The organism is Methylocystis sp. Uni0008 (genome assembly GCF_056838045.1).
Window position 1 is genome coordinate 3,933,569 of sequence record NZ_CM166370.1, and the last position, 15,822, is coordinate 3,949,390.

18 protein-coding genes and 2 pseudogenes are annotated in these 15,822 nt (G+C 64.6%); 8 read left to right on the plus strand and 12 right to left on the minus strand.

Annotated features, from left to right (window positions below; genetic code table 11):
• Positions 1 to 3 precede the first annotated feature (3 nt).
• The 5 genes and pseudogenes from AC0X69_RS19470 to AC0X69_RS19490 all read right to left on the minus strand — a co-directional run bounded on the left by AC0X69_RS19470 (position 4) and on the right by AC0X69_RS19490 (position 3,900).
• Positions 4 to 1,119, minus strand: a complete 1,116-nt coding sequence (locus AC0X69_RS19470; RefSeq protein ID WP_482609959.1) for a CobW family GTP-binding protein — start codon at positions 1,117 to 1,119, stop codon at positions 4 to 6.
• A gap of 83 nt (positions 1,120 to 1,202) precedes the next feature.
• Entirely contained in the window at positions 1,203 to 2,078 is an 876-nt protein-coding gene (locus tag AC0X69_RS19475) for a metal ABC transporter substrate-binding protein (protein WP_482609961.1), read from the minus strand.
• Between the two features lie 4 nt (positions 2,079 to 2,082).
• Positions 2,083 to 2,952 (minus strand): metal ABC transporter permease, encoded by an 870-nt coding sequence (locus tag AC0X69_RS19480; protein WP_482609963.1) that lies wholly within the window; start codon positions 2,950 to 2,952, stop codon positions 2,083 to 2,085.
• Positions 2,942 to 3,634, minus strand: a pseudogene (locus AC0X69_RS19485) (metal ABC transporter ATP-binding protein); the annotation flags it as partial. The pseudogene AC0X69_RS19485 and the gene AC0X69_RS19480, both read right to left, overlap by 11 nt.
• A gap of 89 nt (positions 3,635 to 3,723) precedes the next feature.
• Positions 3,724 to 3,900 carry a hypothetical protein gene (locus AC0X69_RS19490; RefSeq protein WP_482609966.1) on the minus strand — a complete coding sequence of 59 codons (177 nt, stop codon included), beginning with the start codon at positions 3,898 to 3,900 and terminating at the stop codon, positions 3,724 to 3,726.
• A gap of 248 nt (positions 3,901 to 4,148) precedes the next feature.
• Here AC0X69_RS19490 and rpsU point away from each other — a divergent pair.
• Positions 4,149 to 4,373, plus strand: a pseudogene (gene rpsU / locus AC0X69_RS19495) (30S ribosomal protein S21); the annotation flags it as partial.
• A 109-nt stretch (positions 4,374 to 4,482) separates the two neighbouring features.
• Positions 4,483 to 5,349 (plus strand): tetratricopeptide repeat protein, encoded by an 867-nt coding sequence (locus AC0X69_RS19500; RefSeq protein WP_482609968.1) that lies wholly within the window; start codon positions 4,483 to 4,485, stop codon positions 5,347 to 5,349.
• Here AC0X69_RS19500 and AC0X69_RS19505 read toward each other — a convergent pair.
• Complete coding sequence (locus tag AC0X69_RS19505) at positions 5,346 to 6,035, minus strand: TerC family protein (RefSeq protein ID WP_482609970.1); 690 nt, start codon at positions 6,033 to 6,035, stop codon at positions 5,346 to 5,348. The genes AC0X69_RS19500 and AC0X69_RS19505 overlap by 4 nt on opposite strands.
• A 345-nt stretch (positions 6,036 to 6,380) precedes the next feature.
• On the opposite strand from AC0X69_RS19505, the gene AC0X69_RS19510 reads away from it, so the two are divergent.
• Both AC0X69_RS19510 and AC0X69_RS19515 read left to right on the plus strand, forming a co-directional pair.
• A complete protein-coding gene (locus tag AC0X69_RS19510; protein ID WP_482609971.1) occupies positions 6,381 to 6,785 on the plus strand; it encodes a PRC-barrel domain-containing protein in 405 nt (134 codons plus the stop codon).
• 107 nt (positions 6,786 to 6,892) lie between these two features.
• Positions 6,893 to 8,059 (plus strand): PQQ-dependent sugar dehydrogenase, encoded by a 1,167-nt coding sequence (locus AC0X69_RS19515; RefSeq protein ID WP_482609973.1) that lies wholly within the window; start codon positions 6,893 to 6,895, stop codon positions 8,057 to 8,059.
• Here the strand turns inward: AC0X69_RS19515 and AC0X69_RS19520 are convergent.
• Both AC0X69_RS19520 and dapF read right to left on the minus strand, forming a co-directional pair.
• Complete coding sequence (locus AC0X69_RS19520) at positions 8,040 to 9,218, minus strand: radical SAM protein (protein WP_482609975.1); 1,179 nt, start codon at positions 9,216 to 9,218, stop codon at positions 8,040 to 8,042. The two genes, AC0X69_RS19515 and AC0X69_RS19520, sit on opposite strands and share 20 nt — an antisense overlap.
• Positions 9,215 to 10,078 carry a diaminopimelate epimerase gene (gene dapF / locus AC0X69_RS19525; protein ID WP_482613455.1) on the minus strand — a complete coding sequence of 288 codons (864 nt, stop codon included), beginning with the start codon at positions 10,076 to 10,078 and terminating at the stop codon, positions 9,215 to 9,217. Before dapF ends, AC0X69_RS19520 begins: the two co-directional genes overlap by 4 nt.
• Before the next feature lie 139 nt (positions 10,079 to 10,217).
• On the opposite strand from dapF, the gene AC0X69_RS19530 reads away from it, so the two are divergent.
• From AC0X69_RS19530 to AC0X69_RS19540, 3 genes are read left to right on the plus strand one after another with little or no spacing between them, the layout of a single operon-like run.
• Entirely contained in the window at positions 10,218 to 10,970 is a 753-nt protein-coding gene (locus AC0X69_RS19530) for a GyrI-like domain-containing protein (protein WP_482609977.1), read from the plus strand.
• Between the two features lie 58 nt (positions 10,971 to 11,028).
• Positions 11,029 to 11,283, plus strand: a complete 255-nt coding sequence (locus AC0X69_RS19535; protein ID WP_482609979.1) for an AbrB/MazE/SpoVT family DNA-binding domain-containing protein — start codon at positions 11,029 to 11,031, stop codon at positions 11,281 to 11,283.
• Entirely contained in the window at positions 11,277 to 11,597 is a 321-nt protein-coding gene (locus tag AC0X69_RS19540) for a type II toxin-antitoxin system PemK/MazF family toxin (RefSeq protein WP_482609981.1), read from the plus strand. The genes AC0X69_RS19535 and AC0X69_RS19540 overlap by 7 nt, the downstream gene beginning before the upstream one ends.
• Here AC0X69_RS19540 and AC0X69_RS19545 read toward each other — a convergent pair.
• A complete protein-coding gene (locus AC0X69_RS19545) occupies positions 11,594 to 12,472 on the minus strand; it encodes a hypothetical protein (RefSeq protein WP_482609983.1) in 879 nt (292 codons plus the stop codon). The genes AC0X69_RS19540 and AC0X69_RS19545 overlap by 4 nt on opposite strands.
• A 105-nt stretch (positions 12,473 to 12,577) precedes the next feature.
• Complete coding sequence (gene carA / locus AC0X69_RS19550; protein ID WP_482609985.1) at positions 12,578 to 13,771, minus strand: glutamine-hydrolyzing carbamoyl-phosphate synthase small subunit; 1,194 nt, start codon at positions 13,769 to 13,771, stop codon at positions 12,578 to 12,580.
• Positions 13,772 to 13,954: 183 nt separating this feature from the next.
• Between carA and AC0X69_RS19555 the strand changes: the two genes are divergently transcribed.
• Positions 13,955 to 14,404, plus strand: coding sequence for a GatB/YqeY domain-containing protein (locus AC0X69_RS19555; protein WP_482609987.1), 450 nt, complete (start codon positions 13,955 to 13,957; stop codon positions 14,402 to 14,404).
• Positions 14,405 to 14,475: 71 nt separating this feature from the next.
• On the opposite strand, the gene AC0X69_RS19560 is transcribed toward AC0X69_RS19555, so the two are convergent.
• Together AC0X69_RS19560 and thiD are read right to left on the minus strand one after the other, a co-directional pair.
• Complete coding sequence (locus AC0X69_RS19560) at positions 14,476 to 14,832, minus strand: endonuclease domain-containing protein (protein ID WP_482609989.1); 357 nt, start codon at positions 14,830 to 14,832, stop codon at positions 14,476 to 14,478.
• Between the two features lie 172 nt (positions 14,833 to 15,004).
• The gene (gene thiD / locus AC0X69_RS19565; protein ID WP_482609991.1) at positions 15,005 to 15,805 is read right to left on the minus strand and encodes a bifunctional hydroxymethylpyrimidine kinase/phosphomethylpyrimidine kinase; all 801 of its coding nucleotides are present in this window, start codon (positions 15,803 to 15,805) and stop codon (positions 15,005 to 15,007) included.
• Positions 15,806 to 15,822 lie beyond the last annotated feature (17 nt).

Here is a 15,822-nt window from a genome sequence, read left to right on the forward strand (position 1 = left end):
GGCTTACGCCCCAAGGACGATCTTCTCGAATCCTTCGCGGATCTCCTGCTCCTTCAGCTTCCGGCCGATGAAAACGAGGCGCGACTCGCGTTTCTCGCCCTCCTTCCATTCTCGCTGCAAGTCGCCATCGAGGATCTGATGCACGCCCTGGAAAACGAACCGTCGCGGCTCGTTCTTGAAGGCGATGATTCCCTTGCTGCGCAGAATGTCGGGCCCCTCGCGCTGGATGAGGTCGTTGAGCCAGGGTACGAAGCGTTCGGGATCGACCGCGCCTTCATGGCGGATCGAGACGGAATGCATCTCGTCGTCGTGGAAATGCTTCATCCCGGCGTGATGCGCATGTTTCTTCTCATGTTCATCATGCTCATGATGGCCATGATGATGGTCTTGGTCGTGATGCTCATGGCCGCAATCGGGACCGCATTCATGATCATGCTCTTGATGCGCATGATGATGTTCGTGGCCGTGATCTTCGGCCTCGAGAAACGCCGGTTCGATTTCGAGAATCCGGTCGAGGTCGAACGCGTTGCGCTCCAGCACGGCCTGCAAAGGCACGTCGGACCTCACTGTTCTATGCAGCGCAGCGTATGGATTGATGGCGCGGATGCGGCCTTCGACTTCCGCGAGCTCGTCGTCTGAAACAAGATCCGTCTTGTTGAGGACGATCACATCGGCGAAGGCGATCTGACTTTTCGCCTCCGGCGCGTCCTTGAGCCGTTCGCCCAGCCATTTGGCGTCGGCGACCGTCACCACGGCGTCGAGCCGCGCCGAGTCCTTGACGTCGACGTCCATGAAGAAGGTCTGCGCGACAGGCGCGGGATTGGCGAGGCCGGTCGTCTCGACGACGATCGCGTCGAACTTGCCGCGACGGCGCATCAGTCCCTCGAAGATGCGAATGAGATCGCCGCGAACGGTGCAGCAGATGCAGCCGTTGTTCATCTCGAACACTTCTTCGTCGGCGCCGACGACGAGGTCGTTGTCGATGCCGATCTCGCCGAATTCGTTGACGATCACGGCATAGCGCCGGCCATGCTGCTCAGTGAGGATGCGGTTGAGGAGCGTCGTCTTGCCGGCGCCGAGATAGCCGGTGATGACGGTGACGGGGATTTTGTCTGTCATTCTTTCTCCTGCGGAGAAGGGCGGTCGGCAGTGGCAATCGGCAGTCGTCCGAATGCCGATCCGCCGAAAACCGGCTGCCGCTCTCAGGGCGCCAGGGCTTTGGCCAATTCTCTTACATTGTGGCGCATCATGTCGATATAGGTCGCGCCATCGCCCTTCGCGTCGGACAGCGCGTCGGAATAGAGCACGCCGCCCACGCGCGCGCCGGTCTCGCTGGCGATCCGCCTGGCGAGACGCGGATCGGCGATATTCTCGATGAACACCGCCCCGACCTTATGCGCTCTGACCGCGTCGATGATTCTCGCGACGTCGCGGGCGCTCACCTCGGCCTCGGTAGAGACGCCCTGCGGGGCGATGAACTCGACGCCATAGCGCGCGGCGAAATAGCCGAAGGCGTCATGGGTTGAGACGACGCGGCGACGCTCCTTGGGAAGGGCGCCGATCGCCCGCTGAATTTCGGCGTCGAGCGCATCGAGCTTGGCGAGATAGGCGTCGGCGTTCGCCTTGTAAATCTGCGCGCCCTCCGGATCGGCGGCCGTCAATGCTTCCCGGATCGCCTCGACATAAACCTTTGCATTGGCGACGTCCTGCCAGGCATGGGGATCCTGTCCCTCTTCGTCTTTCCGGGCGGTTACGCCTCTGCCCAAGGTGAAGACCTCGCCTTTGCTCTTGGCCGCTGCGATCAGCCGTTCAAGCCAGCCCTCGAATCCCAGGCCGTTGACGAAAATCAGCCGCGCCTGCGCGATGTTTCGGCCGTCGGCTGGATTGGGCTCGTAAACATGGGCGTCGCCGTCAGGGCCGACGATTGTGACCACCGACACGCGGTCGCCGCCGACCTGCCGCACAAGATCGCCGATGATCGAGAAGCTGGCGACGACCGGAATTTTCTTCGCCTCCGCCTTCGCTGGCGTAACGAGGACGGCGAGAGAAAGCGCTAGCGCATGGCGGCGTGTGAGCATCGCTCTATCCTTCGAGATGCCGGCGGGGCCGTTTCAATCGCAGGAGACCGCCGGCGCGGCCGAAAATCATCGAAACGAAATAGGCGACGCCCGCGGCGAGAATTATGGCGGGTCCCGTCGGGGCGCTGGTCTCGTTGGAGAAGACGAGACCGCCGTAGCAGCAGAGCGCGCCGATCGCCGCGGCGAGCGGCAAGGCGGTGGCGAGATCGCGAGTCCACAGTCGCGCCGCCGCGGCGGGAAGCATCATCACACCGACCGCCATCAGCGTGCCGAGCGCGTGAAAGCCCGCGACGAGATTGAGCACCACCAGCGCGAGGAAAAGGAAGGGCGTGAATTCGCCGAAGGCGCTCGTCTGGCGCAAAAACAGCGGATCGAGCGTGTCCATCACAAGCGCGCGGTAGAAGAGCGCCAGCATGACGAGGGTGACGGTCGAGACGCCGACGAGCATCAGCAGCGCAGCGTCGTCGAGGCCGACGACCGAGCCGAAGAGCACGTGCAGCAGATCAACGTTTGACCCGCGCAGCGAAACGAGCGTGACGCCCAGCGCCAGCGAGACGAGATAGAAGGCGGCGAGCGACGCGTCCTCGCGCAGAGTCGTAAATCGTGACGCGGCGCCTGCGGCGAGCGCGACGAGGAGTCCGGCGGCGAGACCGCCGAAGGTCATCGCCGGCAAGGACAGTCCGGCGACGAGATAGCCTACCGCGGCGCCGGGCAAAATGGCGTGGGACAGGGCGTCGCCGGCAAGCGACATGCGCCGCAGGATCAGAAACACGCCGAGCGGCGCGCCGGATAGGGCGAGCGCCAGCGAGCCGACCAGCGCGCGCCGCATGAATTCATAATCGGCGAAGGGGGTGACGAAGACGTCAGTGAACATGCAGCTTATCTTCGGCGCCAAACTCATCGCGAAGACATTCGCGCGCACGCTCGTCGAAAGCTTCCGACATGGCGCGGGCGCGAATGAGATTCTTCTCGCACAGCGCGTCGCGCGTGTCGCCCCAGAAGATGCACTCGCGTGCGAGCAGCAACGCGCGCGGGAAGGCGCGGCGGACGATGTCCATTTCGTGCAGAACGGCGACGACCGTGCGTCCTTCGGCCCGCCATTGCGCGATCAGACCCAGGAGATCGTCTATTGTCGCTTGATCGATCGCGCCGAAGGGCTCGTCGAGAAGAATCACTGGCTGATCCTGGACGATCAGCCGCGCGAACAGCGCACGCTGCATCTGACCGCCCGACAGCGTTTCGAGCGTCCGCGATTCGAAGCCGACGAGCCCGACGGTTTCGATCGCCGCGCCGACGCGGGACTGCTCCGACGCGTTCAGGGCGCCGAAAAGGCCAATTCGCGCCAGAGCGCCCATCGCGACGAAATCGCGGACGTTGATGGGGAAAGCGCGATCAATGTCGACGACCTGCGGCAGATAGGCGACGGCGCGCTGCGAAAGCCCGCCGAAATCGATGCGCCCGCCAAGCGGGGCCAGCAGTCCGGCGAGCGCCTTCAGCAGAGTCGACTTGCCGGCGCCGTTCGGGCCGCAGACGGCGAGGCCTTCCCCGGGCGCGATCTCGCCCTCGAGGTGATGGACCGCAGGGCGACGATCATAGCCGAGAGTGAGATTGACGAGCCGGATCGCCGGCGCGTGGGCGGCCGGGCTCAATGCAGCGCCCAATAGGCGCCGGCCCACAACGCCGCGAGAAGCGACGCGGCGACGATCAGACGGGCGCGGGCCGAGGCTCCCAGGGCTGAGAGTCGCGGCTCTTGAGGACCAGGTCCCGCGTCGGCTTGCACGGGCTGGGGCAGGGCGCGTTCGTGCGTCATCAAGTCGAACATGGCCAATGTTATATTGTAACGCCGAGATTGAACAAGGAGGCCGGCCCCTCCCACGCGCAGCGGCGCCGCGGAGCTGCGCTTTTAGCACAGGTTGAAGGGCTTTCGCGCCAATCGGCCGTGGACAGGAAGGGGCGACTCTGTTATTTCCTGCGGCACGGGTCAGGCGCTCCGTCAGCGCCCGGTGACCTATTCCCGATTCGAACGGCTTAGCGACGATCGTCGCGGCGCGACAAACACAGGATGGATACGTGCAAGTTCTCGTTCGCGACAACAATGTCGATCAGGCGCTCAAAGCTCTGAAAAAGAAGATGCAACGCGAGGGCATCTTCCGCGAAATGAAACTGCGCGGTCATTACGAGAAGCCGTCCGAGAAGCGCGCGCGCGAAAAAGCCGAGGCGGTCCGCCGCGCTCGCAAGTTGGCGCGCAAGAAGCTCCAGCGCGAAGGCCTGCTCCCTGTAAAGGCCAAGACCGTCGGACGCTGATCGACTGGCGTCGAATTCTCGCCGGATTGCAGGCGCTCCTTTAGAATTTGCGCATAGAAGATAACCGGGACGACGATTGCGGCTGGGAGGACCTGAAGGCATGGGCTTTTGCCGTGCGGCGCGCAAAGATTCGCACCTGTCGCGTCAGGCCCTCATGCGCTGCGCGGCGGCGCTCGCCCTCATCGCTCTGGCGGGCTGCGAAACGGCGAGCGGCATTCGTCCGCCAGGCCGGGGCATCGCCGAAATCGCCGACACCGACCCCAGATCCGCCTCGGCGAATATCGACTCGCTCAGCGAAGTGATTCGCCGCAATCCGTCGAGCGCTGAGGCCTACAACACCCGCGGCGTCGCTTACGCGCGGGTCGGACGGTTCCAGGAGGCGGTGGCCGATTTCACCCAGGCGAGCAAGCTCGAGCCGAACAATGCGCCCGCTTACACCAATCGCGCGCTCGCGCTTCGTCAGATGGGCCAGAGCGACGCCGCTCGCACCGATTTCGACCATGCGATCGAAGCCAATCCCAAACACGCGCCGGCTTACGTTGGCCGCGCCAATTTGCTGCGGGCGCAAGGCAACCTCGATCAGGCGCTCTCGGATCTCGATCAGGCCATCCGCCTCAACCCCGAAAGCGCGCAGGCGTTTCACGCGCGGGGGCTCATCCACCAGAAACGCGGCGACAACGCGCGCGCCGTGACGGATTTCGACAACGCGATCGATCGCGATCCCTTCGCCGCCGCGCCCTATCTCGCGCGCGGCGAAAGCCTGGTCGCGCTCGGCAAATATGACAAGGCGGTGGAGGACTTCAACGCCGCGCTCAACGTCGACAGCAAAAGCGCGCTCGCCTGGGCCTGGCTTGGCGTCGCCTACGACAAGAGCGGCAACCGGTCGAAGGCGCAGGAGTCGTACCAGCGCGCGCTCACGCTCGATCCGCAGCAGCCGCTCGCCAAGCAGGGCATGGGACGCGGCTAGGCGCGCTGGTCCTCGCGCCACTGCCGGTAAACGGCGATCGCGAAAGCGACGCCCAGCACCAGGACGCAACCCCCGATCGAAAGCCCCAGTTCGAGCGCGCCGTGATTCGCGACATGAACGAATTTCGGCAGGGCAGGGTCGGCGGCGGCCATGTCGCCCGCGACCCAGCCGAGAAGGCCTGCGCCCGCCCAGACCAGCGCCGGAAATCGCTCCAGCACCTTGAGCAGCGCGCCGGCGCCGAACATCACGATCGGCACCGAGATCAGAAGTCCGAAGACGATGAGATTGGTCGAACCGCGCGCCGCCGCCGCGATGGCGATCACATTATCGAGGGACATCACGGCGTCGGCCATGATGATCGCGCCGACCGCGCTCCAGAGATTGGGTTTGGCCGTAACGTCGGAATGCTCGGTTTCGTCGATCAGAAGTTTGACGGCGATGATGAGCAGCAATAGCGAGCCGACGATTTTAAGATAGGGAACCGCCATAAGCTCGACGATGACGAGCGTGAAGGCGATGCGCAGAACGACGCCGCCGAGCGCGCCGAGAAATACGCCCCAGCGGCGCTGACGCACCGGCAGCTGCCGGCAGGCGAGCGCGATCAGGATCGCGTTGTCGCCCGAGAGCAGCAGGTTGATCCAGATGATCTCGAAGACTTCCCATCCGATGGCGATTTCCGGTGACATTCTCTTACCTGGCGGGCGAGGCCCATTTGCGCGGAGTGGAAGATGCGCGTCGGACGGAACCACCCCAGTCCGGCGCATGCTTCCGTCTGCACTTAAGGAGAAAGACTGTGGCGGCGCCAAGACTGAAGCTTCTCATCTGCACAAGACTGAAGCTTTTCATCTGGAGCAATCCCGCCCATTCCGCATTAACGGCATTTCGCGGAAGAAGAAAAGACATCCTTAAGCTTACAGGCCGCCGTTTTTTCTTAAGAGTTGAGGAACAACGGACTTCACCCTGGGTTTCTTGCATAGGGCGCGGCATGTTCGACGATGGCGTCGGCTTGGCACGCGCTGCAGGAGGTTACTATGGGCATGGCGCAGCTAAACGCCAACCTTATCTCCAGCGATAAGGTAGAAGGCACCGATGTCTATGACGCGGCTGGCAACAAGATTGGCGAGATCGACCATCTGATGATCGATCGCGTGTCGGGCGTGGTTCGTTACGCCATCATGACGTTCGGCGGCTTCCTGGGGATCGGCGAAGGCGAGCATCCTCTTCCCTGGAAATCGTTCCGTTACGACACCAATCTCGGCGGCTACATCGCCAATGTGACGGAAGAGCAGTTGCAGAACGCCCCCGAATATGCGGGCGAGGAGAACTGGTCGGACCGCGATTGGGAATCCCGGCTGAACAAGAACTACGGCGCGGCTCCCTATTGGGAGGACACCACCACGTCGACGACGCGCGACGAATCGACTCGCGGCTGGTGAGGTCGGCTGACGTAGCCATTAAAGGGCGGAGCCTTTCTGGCTCCGCCCTTTTTGCATCCTATATTCCTGCAGGCCGATTTTCGAAGAGATCGTCGAGGGCTCTATTCATGCGCGTTGTTATAGCCGCCATCCTTTCATGCTGCGCGCTGAGCTGCAGCGCGCTTGCTCAAACCATCAGTCAGGATCGTGGCCGAGCCGAGATCGAATCCACTCTCAAGCGCATCAAGCTTCCTCCCGGCTTCTCGATTTCGCTCTATGCGCTCGCGCCCGGCGCCCGCACGCTCGCCGTCGGGCGAGACGGGAAGGTCATCTTCGTCGGCACGGACGACAAGAACGTCTATCTGATGACGCCCGGGGAGACCAAGGCCGCCGCGGTCGAGCGGTTTGCGCCTGCGATGCGATTCACAATGCCGCATGGCGTGTGCTTCTCGAAGGACGGCGCGTTGTTTCTTGTTGAGCGCAATCGCGTCACGCGGTTCGATGACGCCGAAAGCAATTGGCGCGACGCCGCAGCGAACGCGAAGATCACCGTAAAGCCAGGCGATCTCATTCCGCGAAGCGAAGAGAGTCGAGGCCATTCGGCTCGCGTGTGCCGCGTCGGTCCGGACGACAAGCTCTACATTTCGTTCGGCCAGCCTCACAATGTCGCGCCCCGCGACAAGCTTGCGCTTTACGAGAAGATAGGAATCGGCGGAATCATCCGGATGAATCTCGACGGGTCAGGGCGCGAAGTTTTCGCGACGGGCATCCGCAATTCGGTCGGCATGACTTTCGATACCGACGGAACTCTCTGGTTCACGGACAATCAGGTCGATTCCATGGGCGACGACCGGCCGCCGGGCGAAATCAATCACGCCGACAGAGCCGGATTGAACTTCGGCTTCCCCTGGTATGGCGGCGGTCATGTGCGCACCAATGAGTATGTCCGCGTGGAGCCGCCGAATGACGTCGTCTTTCCCATCGTCGAGACGGCGCCGCACGCCGCGGATCTCGGCATCATGTTCTATCGCGGCGGCATGTTTCCTAAAGAATATAAGGGGGCATTGATTTACGCGCAGCACGGATCATGGGACAGCAGCATCCCGGTCGGCGCGCGCGTGATGGTGACGCTTGCTGGCACAACCGAGAGCACGCCGTTCGCCGAGGGCTGGAACGACCGTTCGGGCTCTTATCTCGGACGGCCCGTCGATGTCGCGGAGCTTGCGGATGGATCGCTGCTTGTCACCGACGACCAGAACGGCGCCATTTACCGGATCACCTATCAGGAGCGCTGACCCGCGTCGTGAGCGCGCGGCCGTTATGGCCGGTGCACAGCGCATCGATCATCAGACCGGCATCGGCGCCTGGCGTGAGCGCCATTGTGAAATCGGCGGCGCGCGCCGCTCCGCCCCGTTCTGTCAACAGCCGCAGCGTTCGGCCTGTCTGCGCGTCGAGATGGCGGCGCAGCGCGTCGTCGCCCTTTTCGCGCAATCTCGCCGCGCGCTCCTTCGCGATCTGCGACGCAACTGGCGGCATGCGCGCCGCGGGCGTTCCCGGACGCGCGGAGAATGGAAAGACATGCAGATGCGTGAGCCCGCAGGCGTCGACGAGGTCGAGCGTCGCGGCGAACATTTCTTCGCTCTCAGTGGGGAAGCCGACGATGAAGTCGGCGCCAAACACGATGTCGGGCCGCGCCGCGCGCAACGCGTGGCAGAGGCGGATCGCGTCCGCCCGCAAATGGCGCCGTTTCATGCGTTTCAGGATCAGATCTTCCCCAGATTGCAGCGACAGATGAAGATGCGGGCAAAGTCGCTCGTCTTCGGCAAAGGCCGCGACAAGATCATCATCGATCTCGATGCAATCGACGGAGGAAAGACGCAGGCGCCTAAGCGTTGAGAGTTCGCGCAGCAGCAGGCGCACGAGGCGGCCAAGCGTCCAGCCGTCGCCAAGATCGACGCCATAGCTCGTGAGATCGACGCCGGTTAGCACGATTTCCTGCTTGCCGGCCGCGACAAGCGCGCGCGCCTGCGAGACGACTTCCCGCGGCGGCGCCGAGCGCGCGGCGCCGCGCCCGAAGGGAATGATGCAGAAGGTGCAGCGATGATTGCAGCCGTTCTGCACCGCGAGCAGTCCACGCGTGCCCTCAGCGCTCGCGAGCGCGCGATTTGGCGCATGTTCCGCGAGAACGCGCGTGACGCCGTCGATCTTCCCGAAGCCTTGCGGATCGAGCCGCGCCGCGCAGCCTCCGACGATGATTTCGGCCTCAGGCCGTTCGCGATGCAGGCGGCGGATGGCCTGCCGCGCTTGCCGGGTCGCCTCGCCCGTGACCGCGCAGGTGTTGACGACGACCGTCTCGCGCGCGCTGGCGTGCGCTGCGGCGAGCTCCTGCGATTCAACCGCGTTGAGTCGGCAGCCGAAAGTCACGACCTCGGCGTTGCGCAGCGGCGCGTTCACGCGGCGACGCCCTCAAAGATCCGGGGATCGAGCGTGGTTTCGAATTCGAGTTCGACGGGCCCGGTCATCAGCACGTGATCGTCGGCGCGCCATTCGATCTGGAGATCGCCGCCCGGAAGGCGCACGCGCGCCGCGCGCGCGCCGGTCCCGAGTCGGGCGGCGGCGACGAGCGTCGCGCAGGCGGCCGAGCCGCACGCCTTGGTGGCGCCGGTCCCGCGCTCCCAGACGCGCAGCAGAATGTCGTCGCGGGCAAGCATCTGCGCGAAGGAGACATTGGCGCGCTCAGGAAACAGCGGATGGCGTTCGATCGCTGGACCCAGCGTCGCGAGATCGATCAGCAGCGCCTCCTCGACGAAGAACACCGCATGAGGATTGCCCATGCTTACCGCAGAAAAACGAGGCGGCGCGCCGGCGATCGGCGGATCGAGCGCGACCTTGCGCGTGTCCTCGACCCGGCGGGCGAGCGGAATTTCCCGCCAGTTCAGACGCGGGCGGCCCATGTCGACCGTGAAGACCGCATCGGCCTCGCGCCGCGTCTCAATGACGCCCGCGTCGGTCTCCAGACGCAGCGCCTCCTTGCCCTCGCGCGCCAGCGCATAGGCGACGCAGCGCGTGCCGTTGCCGCAGGCGGCGGACAGCGAGCCGTCGACATTGTAGATGCGCATGAACGCGTCGTCGCGAGACTGGCGCGGCTTGTGGAGCGCCATCAGCTGGTCGAAGCGCAGTCCTGGCGCCTGGGCGATGGCGCGCGCCTCCTGCGGCGCAAGCTCATGCTCGCTCCCGCGCAAATCGAGAACGAGGATCTCGTTGCCCGCGCCATTCATGCGCAAAACTGGAAGATGGTCGAGCGGATGCGCCATGGGCGGCTTTTCGCCTATTCTCCGGGAGACGCGCTCGTATATAGAGAAGGCCGCGCCGAAGCGCCACTGCGGCTCCCGCCGGATGAGCGTCGCATCTGCGCGTGAAAAGGCCACGATGGCCGTTTAGGGACGCTCGACGATGGAAGACGAACCGGGCTTGCTGGACAGCCTGCGGCGCTATTGGCGCCCGCTGGCGATCTTTACCGTTCTTGTCGCGGTCGCCGCGATTTATTCCGAACGCGCGCTGATTCCGAGCGGGGGCGTCGAGGCGGAAAAATCGGCTGCACAAGAACCTTCCGCGCCGCCGAAGGCGTCGCCCGAGGACAAGACCAGCGGCACGAGCGACGCCACGCCGGACGCTGTGAAACCGGAAGAGGCGAAGCCAGGCGACGCGGCGCCGCCCGCTGCCCATGACGAAGCGGCGCAGGCCATGATGAGCCAGACCGTAGCCGTCGAGGCGCGACCCGCCGCCGTCGTCAAGGGTCAGGGCAAGTGGGAGGACGCGGCGAAGACGATCAGCGAGGCGCTCGCCAAGCTCAACGACGCCGTCCGCGCGTCGGGACTTGCCGTCAATGGCCGCCCCATCGCCGTTTTCACCAAGACCGACGACACAGGCTTCTCCTTTGAGGCGATGGCCCCGCTTTCGGCGGCTCCGGAAGGCAAGCCAAAACTCGCCGAGGGCGTCAGCATCGGCGCATCGCCCGCCGGCAAGGCGCTCAAATTCCAGCATCGCGGCGCTTACGACGAAATCGAAGCGACCTATGAGGCGATCGCCGCCTATCTCGACGAGAAGGGCCTCGACACCAAGGACCTCATCGTCGAGGAATATCTCACCGATTTTAAGGGCGATGATGCGACCGTCGACGTGGATATTTATGTGTTTTTGAAATGAGCGGTTGCGATTGCGCCCGTCGACGTTATAACAAAGTCATAACGTCGGTGGATGTGCCATGCGCAGCGCTCTTCGAAAAATGGGAAACTCTTCCGGCCTGATTATCCCCAAGCCGTTCCTTGCCGAAATCGGAGCGGATGTCGGAGACGATGTCGAAATGACCGTCGAGAAAGGGCGCCTCGTCGTCACGCCGGTCAAGAAGCGCGTGCGCGAGGGTTGGGGCGATGACGCCCGCCGCATCGCCGAGGTTGGCGACGACGCGCTTCTGTGGCCCGAATTCGGCAATGAAGGCGACGAAAAACTGTCGTGGTGAAGCGCGGCGAAATCTGGCTCGCTGCGCTTGATCCGACGGTCGGAAGCGAAATTCAGAAGACGCGGCCATGCCTGATTGTTTCGCCGCCGGAAATGCATGACCACTTGCGCACAGCGATTGTCGCGCCGATGACGACGGGAGGCCGTCCCGCCGGCTTTCGCGTCGCTCTGACCTTCAAGCGCAAGCGCGGGCTCGTGCTGCTCGATCAAATTCGCGCGATCGACAAGCAGCGGCTCGTCAAGCGCTTGGGCAAAGCGCCCGACGCGACGCTCGCGGCCGTTCTTGCTGGCCTTCGTGAGGCGTTTGAGGATTAGCCGGCGCTCGATTGTTGAGAGAGAACTGAAACGAAGGCGCGCCAGAGTTGCTGGGCGCTTCCGCCGAAGGCGCTTTCGAATGACGGTTCGAATGCTTCGCCCGCTTCCAGCCCGCGCAGCAGGCGCGAAAACGCCGTCTCATCGCGCATGCGCAGCCAGCCGACAAACATGCCGGCCTGCCGATAGGCCAGCCGCTGGCGTTGGGTAAGCGCATCCTTTGCCGGATCGAGCGGCAACTCGCGCTCGAAGGCGAGGCCGGCGAAATCGATCCATCGGCGTCCGTCGAGCACGACGCGATAGCCGTCGCGGATCGCCTGCGCCGCTGCCTGTTCGCTGACGCCTTCAGCGCCGCCGCCGTTCGACGCCGTCACCGCAAGCCCTTCCGTGAACCATTGCGGGGGGCGAGACGCCACAAGGGGGCGCCAGCCCCACAGATGCACATGCGACAATTCATGCGTGAGGACGCCTTCGAGACGATCGCGCTCCGCGCCGCAGAGCGTCGGCGAAAGAAGCGCCGCGCCCGCGCGCGTCACGGCGGCGATGCCGGGATCGCCCATGGCGTTGGCGCGCGCGTAATTGTCATAGGAGGCGTAGACGCCGACCACCGGCGGCCGCGCGAAGCGGCGTCCATGCGCCGCCTCGATGCGCGCGACGGCGCGCGGCGCGACTTCCGCGACGGCTTGCGCGCAGGCGAGCGCCTCCGGCTCGTAATGGATGCGCGCGTCGTCGGCGAGGGCTGGCAGGTTAGATGGGTCGTTCAACAGGGCGGCGACGGCATGGCGCAGCGGCGGACGGATCGCGACGGCGACCGCGACCGCCAACGCCAAGGCCGCGCTCCAGATTCCGGCGATTTTAAAAACGCGCAGCGCGCTCATGCCGCCACTCCGGACGCCGTCGGCGCATTCGCCGGCTGCTTCCACTGAGATATCGTCTGGGCGGTGACGCGAGTCCAGTCTCGCGAGGGGCTGGCGCAACGTTAACTAGGCCGCCGCCTTCGCCTTTTCCATCATCTCGACGAAGCGGCGGAACAGATAATGGCTGTCCTGCGGGCCCGGCGACGCCTCGGGATGATGCTGCACCGAAAACGCCGGGCGATCGGTCAGCGCGATCCCGCAATTGGAGCCGTCAAAGAGCGAGCGATGCGTCTCGACGGCGTTCTCCGGCAGGCTGTCGCGATCGACCGCGAAGCCGTGATTCATCGAAACGATCTCGACCTTGCCGGTGGTGAAATCCTTGACCGGGTGATTGGCGCCGTGATGACCCTGCGGCATTTTCTTGGTCTTGGCGCCGACCGCGAGCGCCATCATCTGGTGACCGAGGCATATGCCAAAAGTCGGGACTTTTGCTTCAAGCAGATCGCGGATCACCGGCGCGGCGTATTTGCCGGTTTCGGCGGGATCGCCGGGGCCATTCGAGAGGAAGACGCCGTCGGGCTTGAGCGCCAGGATTTCCCGGCTCGTCGCGGTCGCCGGCGCGACCATCACTTCGCAATCCTGCTCCGCCAGGAGCCGCAGGATGTTGCGCTTCACGCCATAGTCGATCGCCACAACGCGATATTTCGGTGCGTCGTTGCGCGCGCCATAGCCGCCGCCAAGCCGCCAAGTCGTCTCGCGCCAGTCGTAGCGCGCCTTTGCGCCGACGCTCGGCACGAGGTCCATGCCGTCGATGCCCGGCCAAGCGGCGGCCTTGGCTTTGAGCGCCGCAATGTCGAAGAGTCCGTCCGGCGCATGGGCGATGACAGCGTTCTGCATGCCGCGCTCGCGGATGAGCGCCGTGAGGGCGCGCGTGTCGACGCCGCAGAGGCCAACGATGCCGCGTGAGGCAAGCCAGTCGGGGAGCGGCTTCTGAGCGCGGAAGTTCGAGGGATCGGTGCAGGGCGCGCGGAAGATTGCGCCGACCGCGCCGGCGCTCTTGTCGAGATCGACAGTTTCAATGTCCTCTTCATTCGTCCCGACATTGCCGATGTGCGGAAAAGTGAAGGTGACGATCTGCGCAGCGTAGGACGGGTCGGTGAGGATTTCCTGATAGCCGGTCATGGCGGTGTTGAAGCACACCTCGCCGACCGCTTCGCCGACAGCGCCCAGTCCGTAGCCTTGGATCACTTCGCCGCTGGCGAGGATCAGCACGCCGGTGTGGGTGGGTTTCTTCCAGCCGTTATCTTGGTCAGGGGTCATAGAATGTGTCAGCGCTCCGGCGCCCGCTGGCTTGACAGGGGTCTCTGCGCGCGTCATGGCCGGACGTGATCCGGTCATCCACGGCCGCGGCCCGCGCGATGCCCACGACAAGCGCGGGCATGACGCGATCGGTTGTGGATGTAATGCATCCGCCTGCGAAATGGAAACCCCCAAGGATACGACATGCGCGAGAAGATTGCGGCGGACCTGAAGACGGCGATGAAGGCGGGCGAGCGCGCCAAGGTCGACGCGCTGCGGCTTATCAACGCAGCATTGAAGGACAAGGACATCGAGGCGCGCGGAACGGGCAAGACGCTTGGCGAGGACGATGTGCTCGCGCTTTTGCAGAAAATGATCAAGAGCCGGCAGGAATCATTGGAAATCTACGAGAAAGCCGGGCGCACGGATCTCGCCGACAAGGAAAAGGGCGAGATCGCCGTCATCTCCGCCTATCTGCCGCAGCGGCTCTCGGAAGCGGAAACGGCCGACGCCGTGAAGGCGGCGATCGCTGACGTCGGCGCGACGTCGATCAAGGACATGGGCAAGGTCGTCGCCGCGCTGAAGGCGAAATACACCGGCCGCATGGATTTCGGCAAAGCCAGCGCCGCGGTGAAGGCCGCGCTGTCGGGATAATGGGCAACGCCGCGCTCGCGGCGTGCTCCCTCTCCCGCGAAGCGGGGGAGGGTCGGGGAGGGGGCGATTCCCTAACCTGTCCGCTCCACCCAAGCGAGGATCGTCTCGCAGACGCCGTCGAGATTGCGATACACGTCCTCATTCGTCACCCGAAGGACGCGATAGCCATTCGCGGCGAACCAAGCGTCCCTTCGCTTGTCGGAAGCGACTTCCTCATCACTCGAATGCGTGGCGCCGTCGACTTCGACGATCAGGCGCACCTCGGCGCACAGGAAATCAGCGATGAACGGTCCACAGGGAGACTGACGCCGGAAGGACAATCCGGCCAGACGATGCGCGCGCAGCGCATGCCAAAGTTTGCGTTCTGCATTGGTCGGCTCGCGACGCGAATGGCGGGCGCGTTCGGTCATGATGCGGGTCTGCCGCATGTGCCCCCTTCCGGCGCTTCGCGCCACCTTCCCCCGCTAAAGCGGGAGAAGGGGAGCAGCGCCGTTGCGCCTTTCGCCAAACCGATCGGCTGAACCCGAATATTCCGCGTGTTTGACGATAGGCGCAACCTGCTCCCTCTCGCGCGCAGCGGGGGAGGGCTGGGGAGGGGGATCACCGCCACAACGCGTAAAAATGGTGCGGAGGGCCGCGGCCCTCGCCGAGGCGCAATGTGTCGGCGGCTTCTAGCGCCTCCTCGAGCCAGACTTTCGCCGCCGCGATCGCGTCGATCAGCGGCGCGCCCTTGGCGAGTTCGCAGGCGATGGCGGAGGACAGCGCGCAACCGGTTCCATGCGTATTGCGCGTCGGCACGCGTCGTCCGTGGAAAAGCCGCCTCTCGCCCCCCTCGTAGAGAACGTCGATTGGCTCGCCGGCGAGATCGCCGCCTTTCACCAGCACGGCGCGTGCGCCCGCCTGGCAGAGAAGCCGCGCTTGCTCAGCCATCTCGTCGACGTTGCTCGCGGGGGGCGTTTGCGTGAGCGCGCTCGCCTCATAGAGATTTGGCGTCACGAGACGCGCCAGCGGCAGCAGGGTTGTGACGAGCGCCGTCTCCAGCCCGGAGGAGGCGAGGCTGACGCCCTGCGTCGGAACGAGAACCGGATCGAGCACGATATCGCGCCCCTCGTAGCGCGAGAGCATCATGGCGGCCGCTTCCGCGATGTCCGGCGTCGCCAGCATGCCGATCTTGATCGCATCGGGAGAAATGTCGGACAGCACGGCCTCGATCTGCGCCGCGACAATCTCCGGCGGGACGGGATAGGCGGCGGTCACGCCGCGCGTGTTCTGCGCCGTCAGCGCCGTAACCGCCGCCATGCCAAAGCAGCCGAAGGCGGAAAAGGTCTTGATGTCGGCTTGAACGCCGGCGCCGCCCGAAGGGTCGGATCCGGCAACGGACAGAAGTTTGGGCGCGGTCATCTTGCGAATGTCCGCGC

Coding starts and splice junctions, on each gene's coding strand:
- AC0X69_RS19545 (WP_482609983.1), bottom strand. CDS start 12,472: ATGAGCGCGCTGCGCGTTTTTAAAATCGCCGGAATCTGGAGCGCGGCC.
- AC0X69_RS19505 (WP_482609970.1), bottom strand. CDS start 6,035: ATGTCACCGGAAATCGCCATCGGATGGGAAGTCTTCGAGATCATCTGG.
- carA (WP_482609985.1), bottom strand. CDS start 13,771: ATGACCCCTGACCAAGATAACGGCTGGAAGAAACCCACCCACACCGGC.
- AC0X69_RS19555 (WP_482609987.1), top strand. CDS start 13,955: ATGCGCGAGAAGATTGCGGCGGACCTGAAGACGGCGATGAAGGCGGGC.
- AC0X69_RS19510 (WP_482609971.1), top strand. CDS start 6,381: ATGGGCATGGCGCAGCTAAACGCCAACCTTATCTCCAGCGATAAGGTA.
- AC0X69_RS19475 (WP_482609961.1), bottom strand. CDS start 2,078: ATGCTCACACGCCGCCATGCGCTAGCGCTTTCTCTCGCCGTCCTCGTT.
- dapF (WP_482613455.1), bottom strand. CDS start 10,078: ATGGCGCATCCGCTCGACCATCTTCCAGTTTTGCGCATGAATGGCGCG.
- AC0X69_RS19500 (WP_482609968.1), top strand. CDS start 4,483: ATGGGCTTTTGCCGTGCGGCGCGCAAAGATTCGCACCTGTCGCGTCAG.
- AC0X69_RS19490 (WP_482609966.1), bottom strand. CDS start 3,900: ATGTTCGACTTGATGACGCACGAACGCGCCCTGCCCCAGCCCGTGCAA.
- AC0X69_RS19480 (WP_482609963.1), bottom strand. CDS start 2,952: ATGTTCACTGACGTCTTCGTCACCCCCTTCGCCGATTATGAATTCATG.
- AC0X69_RS19535 (WP_482609979.1), top strand. CDS start 11,029: ATGCGCAGCGCTCTTCGAAAAATGGGAAACTCTTCCGGCCTGATTATC.
- AC0X69_RS19470 (WP_482609959.1), bottom strand. CDS start 1,119: ATGACAGACAAAATCCCCGTCACCGTCATCACCGGCTATCTCGGCGCC.
- AC0X69_RS19560 (WP_482609989.1), bottom strand. CDS start 14,832: ATGCGGCAGACCCGCATCATGACCGAACGCGCCCGCCATTCGCGTCGC.
- thiD (WP_482609991.1), bottom strand. CDS start 15,805: ATGACCGCGCCCAAACTTCTGTCCGTTGCCGGATCCGACCCTTCGGGC.
- AC0X69_RS19515 (WP_482609973.1), top strand. CDS start 6,893: ATGCGCGTTGTTATAGCCGCCATCCTTTCATGCTGCGCGCTGAGCTGC.
- AC0X69_RS19530 (WP_482609977.1), top strand. CDS start 10,218: ATGGAAGACGAACCGGGCTTGCTGGACAGCCTGCGGCGCTATTGGCGC.